At 40.5% G+C, this 19932-nt stretch carries 16 protein-coding genes; 4 read left to right on the top strand and 12 right to left on the bottom strand.

The features are described 5' to 3' along the window. Positions 1 to 7: 7 nt before the first annotated feature. Together LX64_RS24560 and LX64_RS24555 are read left to right on the top strand one after the other, a co-directional pair. Positions 8 to 2788, top strand: coding sequence for an outer membrane beta-barrel protein (locus LX64_RS24560; RefSeq protein ID WP_111600358.1), 2781 nt, complete (start codon positions 8 to 10; stop codon positions 2786 to 2788). Between the two features lie 6 nt (positions 2789 to 2794). Continuing rightward, positions 2795 to 3463 (top strand): DUF4412 domain-containing protein, encoded by a 669-nt coding sequence (locus LX64_RS24555; RefSeq protein ID WP_148707457.1) that lies wholly within the window; start codon positions 2795 to 2797, stop codon positions 3461 to 3463. 51 nt (positions 3464 to 3514) lie between these two features. Here LX64_RS24555 and LX64_RS24550 read toward each other — a convergent pair whose 3' ends face one another. The 9 genes from LX64_RS24550 to LX64_RS24510 all read right to left on the bottom strand — a co-directional run bounded on the left by LX64_RS24550 (position 3515) and on the right by LX64_RS24510 (position 11237). After that, positions 3515 to 4132: a hypothetical protein gene (locus LX64_RS24550; protein WP_111600356.1), complete on the bottom strand. Its 618-nt coding sequence runs from the start codon at positions 4130 to 4132 to the stop codon at positions 3515 to 3517. Positions 4133 to 4144: 12 nt separating this feature from the next. Next, on the bottom strand, positions 4145 to 6571 hold the full coding sequence (locus tag LX64_RS24545; RefSeq protein ID WP_158538730.1) for a mechanosensitive ion channel family protein: 2427 nt from the start codon (positions 6569 to 6571) through the stop codon (positions 4145 to 4147). Between the two features lie 27 nt (positions 6572 to 6598). Beyond that, on the bottom strand, positions 6599 to 7432 hold the full coding sequence (locus tag LX64_RS24540) for a hypothetical protein (protein ID WP_148707456.1): 834 nt from the start codon (positions 7430 to 7432) through the stop codon (positions 6599 to 6601). Positions 7433 to 7597: 165 nt separating this feature from the next. After that, positions 7598 to 8128 carry a GNAT family N-acetyltransferase gene (locus tag LX64_RS24535; RefSeq protein WP_111600353.1) on the bottom strand — a complete coding sequence of 177 codons (531 nt, stop codon included), beginning with the start codon at positions 8126 to 8128 and terminating at the stop codon, positions 7598 to 7600. A gap of 242 nt (positions 8129 to 8370) precedes the next feature. Beyond that, complete coding sequence (locus LX64_RS24530) at positions 8371 to 8871, bottom strand: hypothetical protein (protein WP_111600352.1); 501 nt, start codon at positions 8869 to 8871, stop codon at positions 8371 to 8373. 24 nt (positions 8872 to 8895) lie between these two features. Continuing rightward, complete coding sequence (locus tag LX64_RS26525) at positions 8896 to 9066, bottom strand: sigma factor-like helix-turn-helix DNA-binding protein (RefSeq protein ID WP_111600351.1); 171 nt, start codon at positions 9064 to 9066, stop codon at positions 8896 to 8898. A 12-nt stretch (positions 9067 to 9078) separates the two neighbouring features. Then, entirely contained in the window at positions 9079 to 9432 is a 354-nt protein-coding gene (locus LX64_RS24520; RefSeq protein WP_148707455.1) for an RNA polymerase sigma factor, read from the bottom strand. 146 nt (positions 9433 to 9578) lie between these two features. Continuing rightward, positions 9579 to 10301, bottom strand: a complete 723-nt coding sequence (locus LX64_RS24515) for a hypothetical protein (RefSeq protein ID WP_111600349.1) — start codon at positions 10299 to 10301, stop codon at positions 9579 to 9581. A 375-nt stretch (positions 10302 to 10676) separates the two neighbouring features. Continuing rightward, the gene (locus LX64_RS24510) at positions 10677 to 11237 is read right to left on the bottom strand and encodes a hypothetical protein (protein WP_148707454.1); all 561 of its coding nucleotides are present in this window, start codon (positions 11235 to 11237) and stop codon (positions 10677 to 10679) included. Between the two features lie 349 nt (positions 11238 to 11586). Here LX64_RS24510 and LX64_RS24505 point away from each other — a divergent pair, with 349 nt between their 5' ends. Further along, entirely contained in the window at positions 11587 to 12777 is a 1191-nt protein-coding gene (locus tag LX64_RS24505) for a PepSY-associated TM helix domain-containing protein (RefSeq protein ID WP_158538729.1), read from the top strand. Between the two features lie 57 nt (positions 12778 to 12834). Here the strand turns inward: LX64_RS24505 and LX64_RS26110 are convergent, their stop codons facing one another. Further along, positions 12835 to 12978: a hypothetical protein gene (locus LX64_RS26110; protein ID WP_158538728.1), complete on the bottom strand. Its 144-nt coding sequence runs from the start codon at positions 12976 to 12978 to the stop codon at positions 12835 to 12837. Between the two features lie 462 nt (positions 12979 to 13440). Further along, the gene (locus tag LX64_RS24500) at positions 13441 to 15822 is read right to left on the bottom strand and encodes a TonB-dependent receptor (RefSeq protein ID WP_245952821.1); all 2382 of its coding nucleotides are present in this window, start codon (positions 15820 to 15822) and stop codon (positions 13441 to 13443) included. A 262-nt stretch (positions 15823 to 16084) separates the two neighbouring features. Here LX64_RS24500 and LX64_RS24495 point away from each other — a divergent pair, with 262 nt between their 5' ends. Continuing rightward, positions 16085 to 16759, top strand: a complete 675-nt coding sequence (locus tag LX64_RS24495; RefSeq protein WP_111600345.1) for a response regulator transcription factor — start codon at positions 16085 to 16087, stop codon at positions 16757 to 16759. Between the two features lie 82 nt (positions 16760 to 16841). Here LX64_RS24495 and LX64_RS24490 read toward each other — a convergent pair. Beyond that, positions 16842 to 19932, bottom strand: a 3091-nt coding sequence (locus LX64_RS24490) for an MBG domain-containing protein (RefSeq protein WP_148707453.1), incomplete at its 5' end; no start/stop codon positions are given.

The raw sequence follows: 19932 nt of genomic DNA, 5'->3' as shown, positions 1-19932 counted from the left end.
ATAAACCATGAACGCCAGGATTACATTTATTACACTTCTTTTTACCGTTTGCTTTATACCCTTGTATGGTCAACAGGCTATACAAACTAAAATCATCACGCCCAAGCAACCAACTAGCGCCTCCTTCCAGCCATTCCGAATTTCGCGCATACAAGATACATTGCTCGTACCCATTGCACAAGGTTTTACCGATTCAACAGGCCGTTTACATGCAACGTTACAAAACGGTGATTACGTTTTAGCAATGAGCATCGCGGGTTATAAACCTTTATTGCAAAGGTTTAGTAGTAATACAGGTAAGTACCCGGCTTTACCGCCAACAATGGAATTGGATATCGATAAAGTAGTGCAGTTGAACGGGGTAACGATTGTAGATAATACACCGCCGGTTTCTATGAAAGGCGATACGGTAGAATACAATGCCAATAAATTTAAAACACGGGAAAATGCTGTTGTAGATGAGTTACTACGTAAGTTGCCCGGGGTACAAGTGGAGAAAGATGGCACTATTAAGGCCCAAGGAGAAACTGTACAAAGGATACTTGTGGACGGGAAAGAATTCTTCGGGAACGACCCTGCTATTGCCTCCCGGAATTTACCGGCCAATATGATCGATAAGGTACAAGTTCTCGACAAACAAAGTGACATGGCCGAGTTTACAGGAGTGAACGATGGTCAACAAGTGAAAACGATCAACCTCGTTACAAAGAAAAATAGCAAGCGTGGCATCTTTGGGAATGTTCACGGTGGTATCGGTACAAATGAGCGTTACGATGCGGGGATAAATGCGAACAGCTTGTTGGATGATATGCAATTGTCGTTGTTATTGAAGGGAAACAACGTGAACAAATCGGGCTTCAGCGCAGCGGAGTTGATTCGATTAGCCGGTACAAATCCTACGATGTTCCGCAACCTACCGCCTGCTGCTATTTCCGAACTTATGCGTATGAAAGGTGTACGGATTGAAGGCGACCCCAGCGAATTGGCAGAAATGGCCCGACCAATTGGCCTAACGGATACGAAATACGGTGGGGCGAATTTTAACAACGACTGGACGAATCTCAAATGGCGTAGTAGTTATTTCTTCAACACATCCAATACCACTAATCAATATAGCAACGATAAATTATTCCAGTTAGTTGATACAAGTTACCGTTACTTACAAAACGGTTCTACTCAACAACAGCAAACCAACCAACGGGTTGATGCTAGTGCAGATTGGAAAATCAACCAACGCAACAGCATTAAAGTGTCGCCGCATATAGATCTTACAACAAGTGAAAACCATCTTACGCGAAATTTTCAGTCGTTAAGTTTAAATAAAGCCATACTCAATGATGGGCAATTGGCCAACCATACCAAAGCGCGGCACACATTAGGCAGTGCCGAAATATTAGCACGCCATCGCTTTGCCACACCTGGTTATTCGCTTTTACTGCAGGTGAAACCCGAATGGTACACATTCGATCAAACGCAAGAGAATGCTTCAAAAAGTACCTTTTACAACTTGCCGAGTGGCGAACAACAAAAGGAAATTGCTCAACTGCAAATGAATAAAAGCGAGCAGAAAAGTTTGAGTGCCAACGGCGTTTTCACAATGCCACTATCCAAGAAAACATACCTTCAAATTGGCGATAAAATCTATTTTAACCGCGGGGAATACAATATCCAAATACGCGACCAACTAAAAGAAAAAATCGATCCCCAATTAAGCGATGTTTTACAAACGAATCAATGGCAAAACCTCGCGAAAGTTTCCTTTGCCGGGCAATGGCAAAAGCTACAGCTTACCATGGATGCGGGGTACTTAGTGAACGATTTAAGAGGTACTTCCGCCACTAAGGACTATACCATCGCCCAAAAGTTTCACGCGTTTGCACCTGAAGTGTTAGCAGAATACAAGTTTGATCCACGCAGAAAACTACGTTTCAAGTATAACTATACCACTACTTTACCCGCCATGCAGTACTTACAAGCACTGCCCGACAAAAGCGACCCGCTTTACATACGCAATGGTAATCCTGCGCTTAAGCCTATTCGTTTGCATGCTTGGAGTGTACATTTCCGGCAGTTCGATACCGGTACCGGCAATAGTTTGTTTGCTGTAGGGGATGTTCGTTACTACAATAGCCAAGTAACCGATAGCACCAGTATTGATTTGCAAAGCGGGGTACAATACGTAATGCCTACGAACGTAAAAGGGAATTACAGTGCTTCACTTACCCTGGGTAAAAGCTTCCGTTTGAAAAACAACGGCTCCAATATGAATACGGAGCTGCAAACAGGCTATCAATATCAAACGATTTTTAATAATGGCATTGCCACTATTAGCAAGGCATTCACTTTGCGACCCGGTATGGATATGAATTATTACTTCGGTTACAAAACCAGCGTGCACGGTAAGTTCAATGCCACTTGGTATAACAGGCAATTAACAATGGCGAGCATTCAACCGCAAACCAGTTGGTTATTGAACTATAGTATTGAAACCATTCACATGCTACCCTATCGTACCACGTTTGAAACCTCATTCGAGGCGTATAGCACATTAGGACTTAGTAATGGCTATAACCAAACGATTCCTTTGTTGAGTTTGGCTTTACAGAAAGAGGTAGGAAAATCATTTAGTCTTCGTTTTGATGCGAAAGATGTGATGAATAAGAACGCTGGGCTTACCCGCATTATGGGGAACGGGTTTATTGAAGATCGTCGCAATAATGCATTGGGTAGGTACTTTATGCTGAGCGGGGTATACAAATTCAGGCAATTCAAAAAGATTAAATCATAATACAACATGAAAAAGTTAACATTTTTAGTAGCGGGCCTACTCTGCTTACAAATGGCACAAGCACAACAACAGAAATCTGGTAAAATTAGTTACGATATTACCATTAATGTACATGCTTCCTTACGTCCAGATCAACAACAATTCAAGGATATTCTGCCGGCCACCGCTACAACAGAAGCTACGCTTTATTTCAATGGGAGCCATGCTAAAACAGTTATGCCTGGCCCGAAAGACATGGAATCGGAAGAGGGCAATACACGCATGACACTTCGTGCAGGTAGCGGGCAAGATATAGCTAGGTATATTGACCCAGCCACCACATCGGTATATAGCTTACAACAAGATGGTAATGGTAAAAAGAAATTGATACAGAAGCCTTACAACGCTTCAACAGATAACGAGAAATACAAAGTAGGTACTAAAACAAAAACGATTCTAGGTTTTGTTTGTAAAGAAATTACAGTTAAAAACAACAACGACAAAACCACGCTTTGGGTAACAGATCAATTACCTTTCCAAGGCGGCGTAATTGGTATCTATTCGCCTTATGGCGCTGTATTAGCTTTCGAAACGAACCGTATGCAATGTACGGCGACCAATATTAAATACGAGGATGTAAACGAGGCAGAGGTGATGCTTCCAAAAGATCTACCCATTGAGCAAGAAAGTAAATAAAAATTACAAGAAGGTGCTGCATGCTTTGTAGCACCTTCTTTTTATATACTATTAGAATGTATACTTTGGATAAGTGTGATGAGCAATGTCAAGTACCTTCGGTAAGGTATCACTTACTGTTTCTTTATAGACCGGTTGCACACTTGGATTGGATGGATAATTCTTCCCATTGAACTTCACAAGGTGTTTTTTGCCACCGCTTTCAATGATTAAATCTTTCCATTTATGAGAACTGGTATTACTAACGATAATAGGTGTAGCCGTAACTGTAAAATCCGTGATGCGTTCACCATTACTTTTTAGCAATAATACATTACAGCCGCCTGATCCACAGAAATAAGGCCCCATTAAGCTCACAAAAATTTCCTTGTTGCCATCGTCGTTTACATCGTATGCTTCGGCGTAGAAACTACGGCTTGTAGAATCTAGTAATTGTTTGGCCAAGTCGTTCGCATATTTCTTTTCCAAATTGTTCTTAATCATCGTTACAACCGCTTCATCCAAGGCCCGCGAAGGTTCTATTAAAACGGACGAGTCTACAGGAGGTACTACTATTGCTCCATCTTCTTTTGGAGGAAGCGAGTCGGCTTGTGGTTTTTGTTGGCTGGGTTGACAAGCCATGGCTGATATCGCCCAACCCAATACACTTGCAATGAATAGGTTTTTCATAACTGGTTCTATTTATTGTGATGGTTCATTTTTTTGCTGTTGAATAATGTGAAGGTCTTGCTGCGGGAATGGGATCTCGATGCCAGCTTGTTTAAATTCACGATCAACAGCCAATATCATATCATTTGTAACACTAAATGTATCTCGCCAATGATGAATCCAAAACATCATTTCCAAATCAATGGAGCTTTCACCGAATCGTTGTGCTATGACAAGGGGTGCTGGATATCCCAATACGCGTTCATCCTTTTGTAGAATAGTCATTAACACAGCCTGTGCCTTTTCTAAATCCGTACCATAAGCAACGCCTACCGGGATATGAACTCTCCTATTATTCTTCGACAATGACCAATTCACCAATTGATCTTTTAACAAATCGCCATTGGGGATGACTAAGTTGGCGCCATCTAACAAGGTTACTACGCTACTTCTAAAACCGATCTCTTTCATGGTACCGGCTTTCCCATTTACCTCAATATAATCACCTACGTTAACAGGCTTCTCAAAGGCAATAATCAACCCGCTAACGAGGTTAGTTACCAACGATTGTAAACCTAAGCCTATACCCACACTTAATGCTCCTAGAATAATTGTGATTTTATCGAGCGGTATACCAGAAGCTGCAATGGCTAAGAACAAACCTGTACTAATAACGAATATGCGCACCAGCAACAACCAGCTTCCCAGCGCAACGCGTTTTTGGTTGTTATTGGGGCTTTGCGGCGTACTATGATCATAGGCAAAAAAGCTTATCAATTTCGATAGCACCATGGCGCAGATAAAGATCAATACAAATACAAAGAGGCCGTTTACTGTAAAGGTGTAATCCCCTACTGTTCGTTCTTGGTTTAGGAAATTATTGAACGGAACCGTGAATTGCCTAAAGCCGTAGAAATTACGGCCCATTAGGATAAACCAACCTACTACCAACAACACGTAGAAGATGGAAGGCGCCTTTTCTCCCACTTTATCAAAGTTGATGTATAGTAATTGCTTGTCGGGGCGCTTATAAATAAGCGAGGCTATTTTTAATCCTTCATTAATGAAGCGGATGGTCCATAAGAAAAGAATCGCAATCACTAATCCAATAAACCCGCTTGTCATGAAGGTTTTAGACAGGTTATATCGCCCCAATAGGTTAAACCCGATTGAAATTACCTGTGCCATACCCATCACCGCGATAAAGTATAGGATGCGTTTCTCGCGCAACTCGTGCCGTTTGTTGTTGATTAAATAAACAGCACTAAATACCGCGCCAATCGCTGCTAACAAAAATATGCACCAGCGTTCGGTCAGCGATGCCAGTAAAATCAAATTATCGAAGCAAGCGAGTGTAAATAAGCATACTAAGCCTACCCAAAAACGCCACCAATAAGAAGTGATGTGGTTTTTAAATATGATGGCCAAACAAATGGCACATATCCACCAATTCCCACAACTAAAAATAAAGGGGGCATCAATAAACACGAATTGATAAATACTGCTCACGATAACGATGGCAGTTAATATTGGGTAGCGAATAACGAGTTGTTCTTTGGCTTCCTCTTGCAAGGGGTGCTCGGCTCTATACTTCTTGCGTAAGGTATAGAGAAAGATGCTCGACATAACAATCAATACAAGCCATAACAAAAGCTTGCCTTTATTGTCTTGTAAATAAAACTTCCAGGCGAGTTGTTCTTTTGCATAGGATATTTGCACGATTCTCCCCAATGGTCTATAATTACCACCACTGGCCAACAGGTTAGGAAACTCGCGGTGCATCGTATGTTTAGATAGGTTTGCACGGTGTACTTCGATTTCTTCACCAGCTAATCTTAATTCGAACAGGAGTTGATCCAAGGTAGTACCTATTTCTTGGAGATTCCCTAAGTGTTTATCAACGGCACTATCAATAGGACTGATTTCGCGTGCCGCGATGGCTAATCGTTTGAGATATTTAACCGCTTTCGCAGAATCGCTACTAAATACAAAAAGTGTTGAATCGCTCGATAAAGAATCTATGCGGCTTCGATATTGTACCAATACATGTACATATGCATCGACATGCTCCTTATGATCTGCTGTTAAATTGATGAGTTCTGAAAGAATAACGGCAGAAACGGTGTAGTTACGTTGAGAAATCGTGCTTTCCTTATCGTACAGCACTCCCACTTGCAATATCTTAAAATCGTCTGTCACCAACTTAATATCATGACGTATTGCCAAGGAATCAATACCGCTTTTCAGAAACAACTTCGTTCTTTGTGTAACCACCTTTAGCTCGTCGAGCGTTTGGGATTGTTGCACCGATATACGTTGTTGTTTATATTTATCTATGCTTTCACGCGATTCCTTTGTGCTTAATTGTTGCAAGGTTTGCATTAAGCGCGAGGTGGAATCTTGCCCGGCTACGGGCAATGCCAAACATAATAGAATGATGAGACGATTAATAAACTTCATGTACATATTGGCTATAGATACTGTCAACTATTTCGTATACAAGGGGCAACGTTTCAGCAAATATTCCAAGGTGGAATGATAAGCATCTTGTGTATTTAACATCGAGTTGCGGTTTTGATTGGAAATAGTTTGACCTTTATTATTGTAAATGCTGATTTCAGTTTTACTACTATAGTTCTGGGTGCTGGTAGCATAGGTGCTTTCCGAACCCGATTTCTTATTCTTGTCTTTATTCTCTTTATCGTTATACGTACTTGAACCGTAGGTAGTGGCAGAAGTTCTATTTACACTTACGGTACCAATTACCACGTATTCTACGCCTAGTGCGTTGGCAATTTCATCCATGCTATAGTTCATAAAGGTGGCTTTTGTAATGCCGGCTTTATTGAGGGCTACATTTACCGTGCGTGGATCTACGAGTGTATATACACCAGCGTGCTTATTCAGGAAATGATAGGCTTCAGATTGTATTTGAAAGCTTACATCTTGCGGGGCATCTTGACCGTCGTGTATTACGGTAAATGGCAAAATGGCTACGCGGTTCCGGGGATCTACATTGGGTGTTGCGGGTAGCGCTGGTGTAGTTGGGTCGGTGGCAGGTGTTGAAGTGGGGGCATTGATTACTTCTACTCTACCGCTACCGAAGGTAATTTTTTGAATATCGGATTTTTTAATCGTGTACAAAAGGGTTTCTCCTGCATAGGTAAATTTCACTTCTGTATCATTCATTTCCATTACTTTCCCTTTCATTTCCTCCCCGTTGGTTTTCTGTATTACATCATACTTTACGGGAGCTGTTTGGGCAAACATAGTAGTCGACAGTACGAGACATAATAATAGTTGACTTAGAAACAGTTTCATGATATTGGTTTTAATGCATATATTAATACTTTCTATAACAAGTCATCACGACGAATTGTTCGTCGTGGCATCACAAAACCGCGGGTTCATTCAACTGTAAACACAAACAATCATCAGCCTTCGTCCTGGCCAGTTAACAAACATCCTCCATTACGAAAACGATACTTATTTCAACCAATCTTTCTTCTCAACCGCATACACAAAATTTAGTCGTGAAGGTTCTCCAAAATAAGCGACCTCTTCTTCCCCGATTTTCTTTGCACCAATACGACCAATGGCAATTTGAGAACGAATATTATCGGCCCCGATATGGAATAATACTTTATCTACATACTGGAAAATATAATCTAGCATTAACTTTTTAACCGATGGATTTAATCCTTTACCCCAAAAAGCTGTACCGTAAAATGTGTAGCCAACAAATATGCTGTTCTCTGCTTCATTGTAATCATAAAAACGGCTGCTGCCACATACCTGGCCACTAGCCTTCTCTACAACTTTAAATGCTCCTCCGCTCTTTAAAGCGCCATCAAAGAAATTCATAAATATATCTCTTTTATAACGGTCCTTATTAGGATGCTGCTCCCATACTTTTGGATCGGAAGCTACGGCAAATAAAGCTTCGAAGTCGTCTGCTTGTAGGGGATACAAGATAGCAATATCGTTTTCTAATGTGGGTTGTACAGAAAAGTTCATCGTTGTATAATTTCCTTGTTATAATATGGTGTTCCGGTAATGAAAGTAATACATTTCAAGCAAGGAAAATAAATATGCGGGGAAATTTGAAAAAAGCTTTGAAAAGTCGCTGCTATGGCAGGAAGAATTTGATAAAAAAAATCCCCTCTTGCTGTAGGGCAAGAAGGGATCTAATAAGAAATATGGCTGGCATTGAATCGTAAAGCGATTTGTGGTGTTTATTAACAACCATTAAAATATTATTAATTTGAATTGTATTCCTTATCAGTAAAAAACAAGTATTTCCCTCCTATGCTATTTTCCTTGAAATCTCCGTACTTAAATCGTGAATAAATTATTCTACCAGGTTCTGAGTCATCGAATATAAATTCTACACGACCATCTTTAACCTTAATAATATTGATATGACATTCGCGCATAAACTCACGAATAAATCCTTCATCCTGTGTCGCCAAATATTCCCCTGGTAATTTAACAACGTTTGGCTTAACAGAATCGCAAACCTGGTACATGTATTTACTTGTAATTAAAAACCTAAAGGAATAACATCCAGGGAATAAACTAATAATAGAATCTGCTATCGAAACTACTTTATCAAAGGATTTCTTATTACTGTCAAAAATTTGCCTTCCATCTGTTTTACCACGAGTTGACATGAACAAATAAGCAAAGAAAATTACAATACATAAGGCTATGATACTACCCTTTCTCCTTCGGTTCAATACTATTAGCTGTTTCATCATCTTTTTGATTTGTCATCATTATATTTAAACCGAAATTAAAGTAAATTGGGACTTTTTCATTCTTATGCGTTTAAGTGCGATGGTCTTTTGCGCTTCCACAGTTTTGATGGATATGCCTAATAGGTCGGCAATTTGTTGGTTACTGAGCTGCCCGTCGCGGCTGAGGAGGAATATTTCGCGGCATTTCTCGGGCATTTCGCCGACTACCTATTGGATGATGGTTTTAAGGTCGTTCAGTTCTAGGAAATCTTGCGGTCCGGGGGTGTTGGGCATGTCGATCCCGGCGAGTTCTGTATAGAAGGAGGAGTGGATTTTTCCTGCCTTGATATAATTAGCGACTTTGAAACGTACAGCAGTACGGAGGTAAGCAAGCATCACTTGGATATCTAGCTGCTGGCACTTTTCCCATAGCCCAGTAAAAATATCTTGCACAATATCCATCACCGCATCCTCGTCTCTCAACAAATAAAAGGCAGACTGGTACATCGCCGCCCAATGCTGTGAATAGATGGCATCGAAGGCTCCGATGTTGACTTTTTTGAGTAGACTGATCAATTCCAAGTCGGAATATGTATGATGGTTATTTAGCAAGTATTGGTAATTCTGTTGCTAAAATAAGAAGTGGGAGGAATTTGGGGGTGAGAAAGTTTTGGGGATACGGATAAAAGCAAGAATGACTTTAAATCATCATTCTTGCTCATACTACACTAGTATACCTCAACTTGAAAGCCTGCTTCCAATAAATTTCTACTAATCAAATTAACAAAAGATTGTCCCAATTTTTTATCAATCAAAGCCGAATTAAGTAATTTGATTTGTATATTTTCATTTAACTTTCTGTCATTCATTAAATAAAAACAATCAATTAAAGTAAATAATTCTTTTCCCATATATCCTCTATTCTCCAACATTTCTTGAGAAAGTTCATAAATAATATCAGACTCCTCCTTGATTTTACTCATATCAATGACAAATTCCTTCTTCTTCTTCAATCTAAAATCTAATCCAGAATAAAAAAAACAAGCCGCCAAGTAGTTAGATTTTGAGTCTGAATTTAAACTATACCAGTCAATACTTTCTCCATTTTGCCATTGCATAAGAATATCAACATGCGGTTGATAATAAGGCTTACTGACTTCACTAATTGCACCATCTATAAACCATCCACTAACATTATTCTCGAGCTCTATGGTATTAGTAATTTCAATTTGAAAATTGAAAGATGCAATCTCTCTGATTTTTTCTCTATTAATTACTTCAACGATAATTAAAATTTCTTTCCCTTCCCAAAAGGCATTTGGGAAACCACTTACTCCTTGAAAAACGATTTTTCTATTTGTTGAAGGTGCATATGGATCTAACCATATATTATTTAATGTAATCAACAATTCATCCTGAAAAAACAATGATACCGATAAAAATTCTTCCATTTAGTAAATTAATTTTTAGGAACAAAATCAACTATAGCAGTATAGTGATCATTTGTCCATGAATATTTGTATCCAATGGTATAGGATTACACGTAAGAAAACTCTAGTAAACTTATAAGAGGTAAGAATATTTCATAGAAAAACTAGATTCGTATAGTTAGGTTTTAATAAAAATACCAAAGCAATAAAAAAATACTCATCGATAAAATCTATTCAATTCGATAAACACATCAACACCTCACAATACAACGTTAACACAAGTATATATTCATTTTAAACTATCAATCCTTCCTGTTGAAGATTGAACTTAACAAACAAATAATTGAAACTTTCCAAGCTATTTCTTGCTGTGACCGTGAATTGGCAATGTTAAACTCATATGCCTCCACAATAATTTGAAATCCCCAAAATTGCCACCACGGCATTTTCATTCAACAACTTCAACAGGACGGTTGTGGATGTTTCACCATCGTATAATACATCTTCTAGTTCTTCTGTAGAGCCTTTCAGCATATTGTTAAATTGTACAGTTACTTCAGATTGTTCGAGTGTAAGGAAGGCAACACCGGCTTCGTAGTGCACTTGGTAGGGGTACTTCTTTACAATATCGCTGAGCTTGTCGCCCACGTGTACGCCTTCGGTGGTGGCGTACTTAGGATTATTTGTTGTTAGGCGAATTATGTTATTGTTTTCTCCGGCGGTTTCGAAACATACCCAGAATTGACGGTCTTCGTTTTCGTAGAATTTATAAGAAAACCAATCACCATTATCATACGTGATGGAGTCTATGTCGTAGATAGTTGACTTAAGTGTATCGAGATTAAGTTTGCCACAAACATACGTTGGGCCAAGATGATCTTTATTGATCTGTAACGAATTATTGGTGTTGCAAGCCAACAATAAGAATAGAAGTAAATACGTAAGAAGTTTCCGCATAAGGTAATAGGATTATAGAGGATATTTTACATGCTTTTGTGCTGATGATGTTAGTACATACAGCGATGAGAAAATAGTTAGGTTTGCTGCTCAAATATAAGAAAGAAAAATGTAATCTTTTCGTAGTAACCCTTCTTTGAAGCGAGATGAATATGAATGAACCAGTTATCCAATTGGGAACAAAACCCTGCTTTCATTCAAAATAATATATTTTTATAATTTGTATATAGATAATATGCAAATTATTATAAACCCTTCAACTAGCAATTCTGAATAAAATAAATTCCCGTTTCGAGATCATTAAGTTATGCTGCTTTCTTTTCTTTGTGTCTTCCGACTCATTAGCTGTATGAAAATTTTCTTTAGACGTATTCATTTATACTTAGGATTGGCGGCAGGCCTCGTGATTTCTGTTAGCTGTTTAACGGGCGCTGCATTGGTATTTGAAAAAGAATTAACAGAACTCACCCACCACGATCGTTACTACGTAAAACCATCAGGCCCTCGCCTCTCGATAGACGTGTTGGCAGCGAAAGTACAAGCAACTTTCCCAGGTACTAAAATAACCCGTGTGCAATTGTTTGCAGATCCCGGGCGTTCTGTGCAAGTTCAATACGAAGAAGCCAAAAAAGAAAAACCCAAGCAAGCGGGTAAACCAGCGAAAGAAGGGAAAAAAGGAACGGGCCCTAAAGAACAAAAAGAGGAAAAAGCTAAAACACGCACTGCTTTCATGAACCCTTACACGGGTGAGATGATCGAATCTTACAGTTACGCCGAATCATTCTATTATCAAATATTCTCTTTGCACCGCTGGTTATTAGCGGGCAAAACCGGCAAGTTAATTACAGGTATCAGCACTTTCATTTTCTTGTTCATCTTAATTACAGGGTTTATCCTGTGGTGGCCGAAAACGCGCAACATCTTAAAGCAGCGTTTGAAGGTGAAATGGGATGGTAATTGGAAAAGAGTAACGAATGATTTACACGTCGTTTTCGGGTTCTATACATCCATCTTCTTATTTATTTCGGCTTTTACAGGGTTAACTTGGTCGTTCGATTGGTTTAACAATGCCTTGTATGCTAGCTTAGGTACATCTCCAAAGGCTACGCCTCCACCGAATTCTGGTCCTACGGCGCCGGGGGAAATTAATTACGAAGATGCCCTTCGAATAGTACAGGCACAAACGCAAGATGGGATCTACTATTCCTTATCTGCCCCTAAAGATTCGGCCGGTGCATTCCAAGTAAACGTATTGCCGCCGAAAGCTTTGCATGAAAATGCCACAACAACTTATTTCATTGATCAATACGAAGGTCATATCATTAAAACCCAAACTTTCGCGGAGCGCACGAGTGGTCAAAAAATCCGCGCTACTATTAAACCACTTCATACAGGCGCCATCTTCGGCTGGCCTTCTAAAATCTTTGCCTTTATACTTGCCTTGCTAGGTGCTACCTTTCCAACGACTGGTACTATCATGTGGCTTAATAGAACAAGGAAAAAGAAGAAAAAACCGGCGCTCGTTCAACAAGCAGTTTAACACAACAATTCATACAAAGGAAGGATGCATTGCTCATATGCATCCTTTTTTGTGCTTTTACGGGTCTTTCACTGCTTTCACAACGTCTATAATACACTTATTCATTTCATCGATAACCGTTTCAACATAACTCCTGCTCTCCTTTCCTTCAAACCCCATGCTTTCCAAAGTAAACATCAAGTCTTCATACACTGTAAACAAAGCGAAGTATAAGACAATTACATGGCGATTACATGGTATGCAGGTGGATTTACATGAATATTACATGGGAGCTACCTTGTAACTAGCTGAAGGTATCAGAAGTAGGTATACCAGGCGACTTACACTTACAGGGAGAACAACAGGGAACTTACCTCTCCAATAGTACGGCAACATGTTCCATATATATCCCTGGTATTGGAAAAACATTGGGAGAACATTGGAAGAACATTAGGAGAACATTGGGAGAACATTAGAAGATATTATACTCCTACTGAAGCCAACTTATAGAAGGATTATTATCAACCTGTTATAAAAATTTATTTCACTGTAAGTAATAGCAGTTGAAAATGCTTATATTTTTCAACCTCCAGTATACAAGTTAGCAGCGTACTGCATACATTAAAAAAACCGCATGCTCTTGCGAACATGCGGCTATCATTGACATAAGTATCCTGCTAAAAATTAGAATTTATAGGCAACCGTTCCTGTTACTTGCGTTGGCGGAATTGGGTTAATGCTATAGTTCTCATGCACGTAATAGTTATACGTATTCGTAATGTTCGAAACCTTCGCTAATACAGAGAAACGTTTGAAAGAGTAACCTGCTGTGAAATCGAGGGTAGAGAACCCAGGAACAGAAATCAACCTATTGTATTTCTGTGCTTGGTTCACTGTGTTGTTCCAACCTGCATAACGTTGACCAATGTAGTAATACCCTACTCCAAAACGCAAGCCTTTCAAGCTGGCTTTTTGAATAGTATAGAATACACTTGCATTTGCTGTATGATTGGGGTTACCCACTAAACGTTCGCCCTTCGTAGATCCGCCGGTGCGATCGGATGTACCTTCAATTGTGATATTATTGTAGCTGTAACCCGCTATTACATCCAAACCTGGCAATGGATGACCATTGATATCGAGTTCTACACCCTGGCTCAACGTTTCGCCGATCAACGCTTTAAGGTTGGCATTGTTGTTAGGTGTAACACCATCTTTTTGGAAAGGCGCAGTTTGTGCATAGTTATTGTTTTTGATACGGTACGCAGTAACGTTCACCGACAATTTCCCTTTCACGAAGTCGTTCTTCATACCAATTTCATACTGGTCGATAATAGAAGGCTTTAAGTTAGCACTGTCGACATCGATACCATTATTGGGTGTAAATGAATTCGAATAGCTGGCAAAGAAGGCCATGTTAGGTTTCACTTTGTACACGATACCTACACGTGGCGAAAATGCTTGGTCGTACTTCGATTTACCTTTTGTTTCGGCACCTGTTTTCAAATCTTTTGTTACCGGTGCTTCGTTTTGTAGGTATGAATAACGCACACCCGCCAATACATTCAATTTCGGCGTAATGCGCACGAGGTCTTGTACATACACACCAACACGGCTAATAGGCGATGTTACGCTACGAATTCTTGATGCATCGGGAATATCTTGGCGTTGTTTGTATTTGCTAAGATCCAAGATATTGATGGTATCGTATGTGGTAGGCTGATTGTACGAATAAGCAACGGTGTTATAACGATCGGCATCAACACCTGCTAGTACGTTGTGTTCAACGTTACCGGTTTTGAATTTACCGTTGATATCCACTTGCGCTACGTAATAATCTTCCGTATTGTAAGTCCTGTTTAATGGACGTACCCATTTACCGGTGCTATCGGCTTGGATTCTTTCCGTAGAATAGTAATCGCGGTTGTAGTTTTGATAGCTAACCATGGCATTCAACGACCAACCTTCGTTAAACTTGTGTTTCAAGTTTACACCGGCAGTTGATTGTTGCGTATGGGCATATTGCCAAGGTGTACCAAAGAATGTATTTCTAGGCACATCGGCAATTTTGGTGTTATTGATTGAACCAATACCAAAATCGGGTGTGAAATCGTGTTTCAAATAATCGCCTTGTACTAGTAACTCGGTACGGTCGCTGAGTTTGAAAAGTAAAGATGGGTTGACGTAGTAACGTTTAGAATGAACCTGGTCGCGGTAACTATCGGCCGTTTCGAAGGTACCGTTTACGCGGTAGGCTACGCGGGAGTTAATAGGACCGTAAATATCTACCGATGGTTTGAATAAACCGAAGCTACCTGCGCGGAGGTTTACTTCGCCACCGAAGTTGAATTTCGGCTGCTTGGTTACCATGTTCATTACGGCACCCGGGGCTACGTTACCATATAAAATGGCGGCGCTGCCTTTTAGGATTTCAACACGTTCAAGTGAGCTCATTTCCGGCATTACACCAGAATTTACGCGCGCACCGTTTTTGAACATATTGCTGCTAGAGAAACCGTAACCACGGGCGTTGAAGGTTTCTTGTGTACCGGCACGCATAGAAGCCATGTACACACCGTTTATATCTTTAACTACGTCGCTTAAACGTTGTACTTGTTGGTTTTCGAGCATTTCATGACCAATAATAGCAATACCTTGTGGTAAGTCCATTGCCGGAACCGGTAATTTACCAATGCTGATGGGGCGTTTATTGATGGTACGTGTTTTAGCACCTTCCACCACCACCTCGTTCAATTGGCTAGCCGTTTCTTGGAGGGCGATTTGAATGGTTGACACTTTATCATCTTCAACCGTCACCGTTTGGAAGAGCGTTTTGGCGCCCGTGTAAGAGATAACCAAGGTATGTTGGCCAACTTTTACGTTCTTAATTGTAAAAGAGCCGTCTTCACCAGAGAACGCTCCTTTTTGGGAATTCTTAATACTAATCGTCACAAAAGCAGCTGGTTTTCCATCGGCAGAGTGTACCGTTCCTTTGATCGATCCACTTTGTGCAAAAAGATGTACACTCATCATGAGCAGTACGAGAAATATGTATAGCTTTTTCAAGGTGTGTAAATTATTTTTGCAAAGAAAGATCAATGCAAACTGGAAATTGGCTCATAAAAGAAATAAAAACGAGGGAATGCTGAATTGATTTCCCATCGTTTCTATCATTATTACAAACCCCCTTAAAAAACCATTACCCTATAATTTTCAATGAGTTAGGCAACCTTTTATCTCCCCATTACGTACTTATTAGTAGTACAAACTGCTTGTAACGACAGTTATTATTCAAAATTAATTCAGAATTCAACTTGAGTTTTACGATATGAAGTTGCTTTTAATAGAAGATGAAATTCAATTGGCGCAGAGCATTATGAGTTACCTGGTAGGAGAAAATTATTTGTGTGAATACGCGGGAAACTTCCAAACGGCGCTTACCAAAATCAATAGTTATGAATACGATTGTATTATCCTCGACCTTACATTACCGGGTGGCGACGGTATGCAATTGCTAGCAGAAATTAAACGACAAAACAAACAAGATGGCTTAATTATCATTTCTGCCAAGGATGCTTTTGAACACAAGGTAGCAGCATTACATGCCGGGGCAGACGATTACTTGGCGAAGCCTTTCCATTTGCCGGAATTGTCGGCCAGGGTATTTTCTATTATCCGTCGCCGTAAGTTCAATAATTCCAACATTGTAAAGCAACACGAGATTACAGTTGATATATTGGCACAAACGGTGCTTGTTAACGAACAAGTAGTACCCCTTACGCGGAAGGAATTTGACCTACTCCTCTATTTTATGAGCAATGCGAATAAAGTGATTTCTAAGAACGCGTTAGCCGAACACTTGTCGGGTGATATAGCGGGTATGTTGGAAGATTATAACTTCTTGTATGCGCATATTAAAAACTTCAAGCGCAAATTACACGATGCAGGATGTAACAGCTACCTGCAAACAGTATATGCTGCGGGGTATAAATGGGAAATTTAAGTAGATAGATACTTATCAATAAAAGCAAAAAGCGATCTCTTACGAATGAAGAGATCGCTTTTTGTTTATGTACTAGTTTGCTTTATCGTATAAGTGTAACGTTGCCTTTTGCTTGGATTACTTGTCCTTCGCTACCTACCCCTTCGGCGAACCAAATGTAGGCGCCGGTAGGCACTTCTAAGCTTTTGAAAGTACCGTCCCAGCCGTGTGCTGCATCGCGGGTTTCAAAAACTACATTGCCCCAACGATCGAATACTTTAAAGAAAGTAAGCTGTTTTACACCTTTTGGTACTACGTGTAAGAGATCGTTTTTACCGTCGTTATTCGGCGTGAAGGCAGAAGCTACGTAGAAAGTGCTTTTCGCGGTGGCGTCTACGAACAGGGTGTCGGTGGTAACGCAACCGGAAGGGAATTGCATTTCGATGGTGTATTCCTGTGATTGGGTAAGCGTTGCAAACGGGTTGAATACAGTTGTGCTTGATAGGCCAACCATAGGCGACCAGTTATAATTTGCCAATGGGAATTGGCGGCCTTTGATCATTCCTGGCATATTCGCTACTACGCTCGCTTGTTTTAAACGTTGTGCCGGGATCGCCATTTCAATGGCTACCGATTTGGAAGTAGTAGTGGCTAAAGCAGGACACTCGTTTGGTGTAACCGTTAACGTTACATGGAAGATACCCGGGATGGGGTATGTAAAGCGAGGTGACGCGGCCGAGCTGGATTGTCCTTCGCTGCTACTCCATGTATAAGTAACAGGGCCGCTATTGGCCACATTACTTTGGTTAATGAACGTAACGGGCTTGTCCATACAATAAGAATCGAATACAAAGTTAGCCGTTGGCGCTAAACGTTTAGTGATCGTGATACTGTTGGCAACTGTAGCAGCACAACCATTTGCGTTGGTAGCAATGGCGGTGTAGGTACCTTCATTCATCACTTGTAATGTGCCGTTCGTATTTGGTAACTGGGCATTGTTGAGGTACCAAGTAAATGTATAATTACCGGATGCTTGTAATTGTACCGAAGCAGTTGGGCCGCAAAGGAGTTGACCTTGTGGGGCCGTCATGGTACTTACAGGAGAAGCAATCACCGTTAAGTTACCATTCACGTAAGTGATGGTATAGTTATTCGCTTGGGCACCTGCCGGAACAATTGTATAATTACCAGGCGTAGATGCGGCTGTAGCACTTGAAGTAGCCGTTGGCATACTAGTAAGTACACTGAGCGATTCGTTTGCAACAAACCCGCTGAAGCTGAAGGTGAATGTAGGATTCGCGGAGCCAACGCAGCGTTGTTTATCTTCTGCTGTAATTGTGAGCGGTGCGCGGTTGATGGTAAGCGTTCCGTTAGTGAATACAATATTATAATAAGCAGACGTTACACCGCTTGGGGTGATCATATAATTACCTGCATTTATGGCACCTTGGGAAGTACCGCTATAAGTTATTGTACCACTTAAAGTACCGGCATTATCTCCATTCACGAAGCCTGTGTAGGTTACACCATTACCTCCATTGTAAGCAATAGCGTTGTATGTTTTTTGCGCGTTATTCGCCGTAATCGTTAAGGTTCCTTTATCGATTACTAATTGACCAGGGATAAACGAGATTGTATAATCTTGGGCCGTTATGCCGCTTGGGGTGATGGTATAAGTACCTGGTGTAATAGCGCCTTGGGAAGTACCTAAGTAGGCCATTGTACCTGTTAACACGCTTGCTGTTTCACCGTTTACAAAACCATTGTATGTAACCCCGTTACCACCGTTATAAGCGACGCCATCGTAATTTTTTGTATCGTTATTAGCGGTGATCGTTAAGGTAGCAGGTGTGATTTGCAAGTTACCATTGATGTAGTTAATGGTGTAGTTGGCAGCAGTTAACCCGCTTGGGATAATCGTGTAATTACCTACGTGTTGTGCGCCTTGAGAAGTACCGTTATAAGCTAATGTACCACTTAATATAGCGACACCTTCCCCATTCACGAAGCCGGTATAAGTAGCGCCATTCCCCCCGTTGTAGGCGATACCATCATATGCTTTATTATCATCCACAGCCGTTACATTTAACGTAGCCGGGTTGATAGTAAGCGCACCGTTTGTATATGTAATAATGTAGTTGGAAGAAGTGAACCCGCTAGGCGTAATCACATAGTTACCTGTATTAATGGCACCTTGTGAGGTACCGGTATAGCTCAATGTACCACCTAATACAGTTGCATCTTCACTACCCACAAAACCGGTATACGTTACGCCGTTACCTCCAGCGTATGCTATGCCATCATAGGTTTTTGTTGCATCAGTAGCTGTAACTGTTAAGCCTACTGGGTCGATTACAAGCGTACCGTTATTGTAAGTAATATCGTAGTTGGTAGATGTATAACCACTTGGCGTGACCGTGTAAGTACCTGCGTTTACAGCGGTTGTTGCATTGCCTGTGAAGCTTAAGCTACCTGTTAAATTAGCGGCTGTTTCACCATTCTGGAAACCAGTATAGTTAGCCGTGAAGCCTGTGTATAATTGGCCATCGTAGTTTTTACTAGCATTATCTGCGGTGATCGATAAACCAGCTTTTGTTATATCGAGGGTACCGTTGGTGTAGGTGATATTGTAGTTGGAAGATGTGTAACCGCTTGGTGTAATAATATAATTACCTGCATTTACGGCACCTTGGGAGGTACCCATGTAAACCAATGTTCCACCTAGTATTGTTTCATCTTCAGTACCTACAAAACCTGCATACGTTACGCCGTTACCTCCATTGTATGCAATGCCGTCATATACTTTGGTAGCATTTGTGGCAGTGATTGTTAAGGTAGCCGTGGTAATTTGTAAAGTACCGTTATTGAAGTTGATCGTATAGTTAGGCGATGTTAAACCGCCCGGGGTAATGAGGTAATTACCTGTATTGGTTGCTCCTTGGGAGGTACCACTGTATGTTAATGTACCACCTAAAACCGTCGCATTCTCTCCGTTTACAAAGCCTGTATAAGTAACGCCATTACCACCATTGTAGGCAATGCCGTTGTATGTTTTGGTATCATCGATGGCAGTCACCGTTAAACTAGCGGGGTTAATCGTAAGTGTACCGGTTACATATGTAAGCATGTAATTGGAAGAAGAGAATCCACTTGGCGTAATGTTATAATTACCTGTATTAATAGCGCCTTGGGAA

Source organism: Chitinophaga skermanii (assembly GCF_003259335.1).
In the GTDB taxonomy this organism is placed as follows: Bacteria; Bacteroidota; Bacteroidia; order Chitinophagales; family Chitinophagaceae; genus Chitinophaga; species Chitinophaga skermanii.
This window is presented reverse-complemented; position numbering and strand designations above follow the sequence as displayed.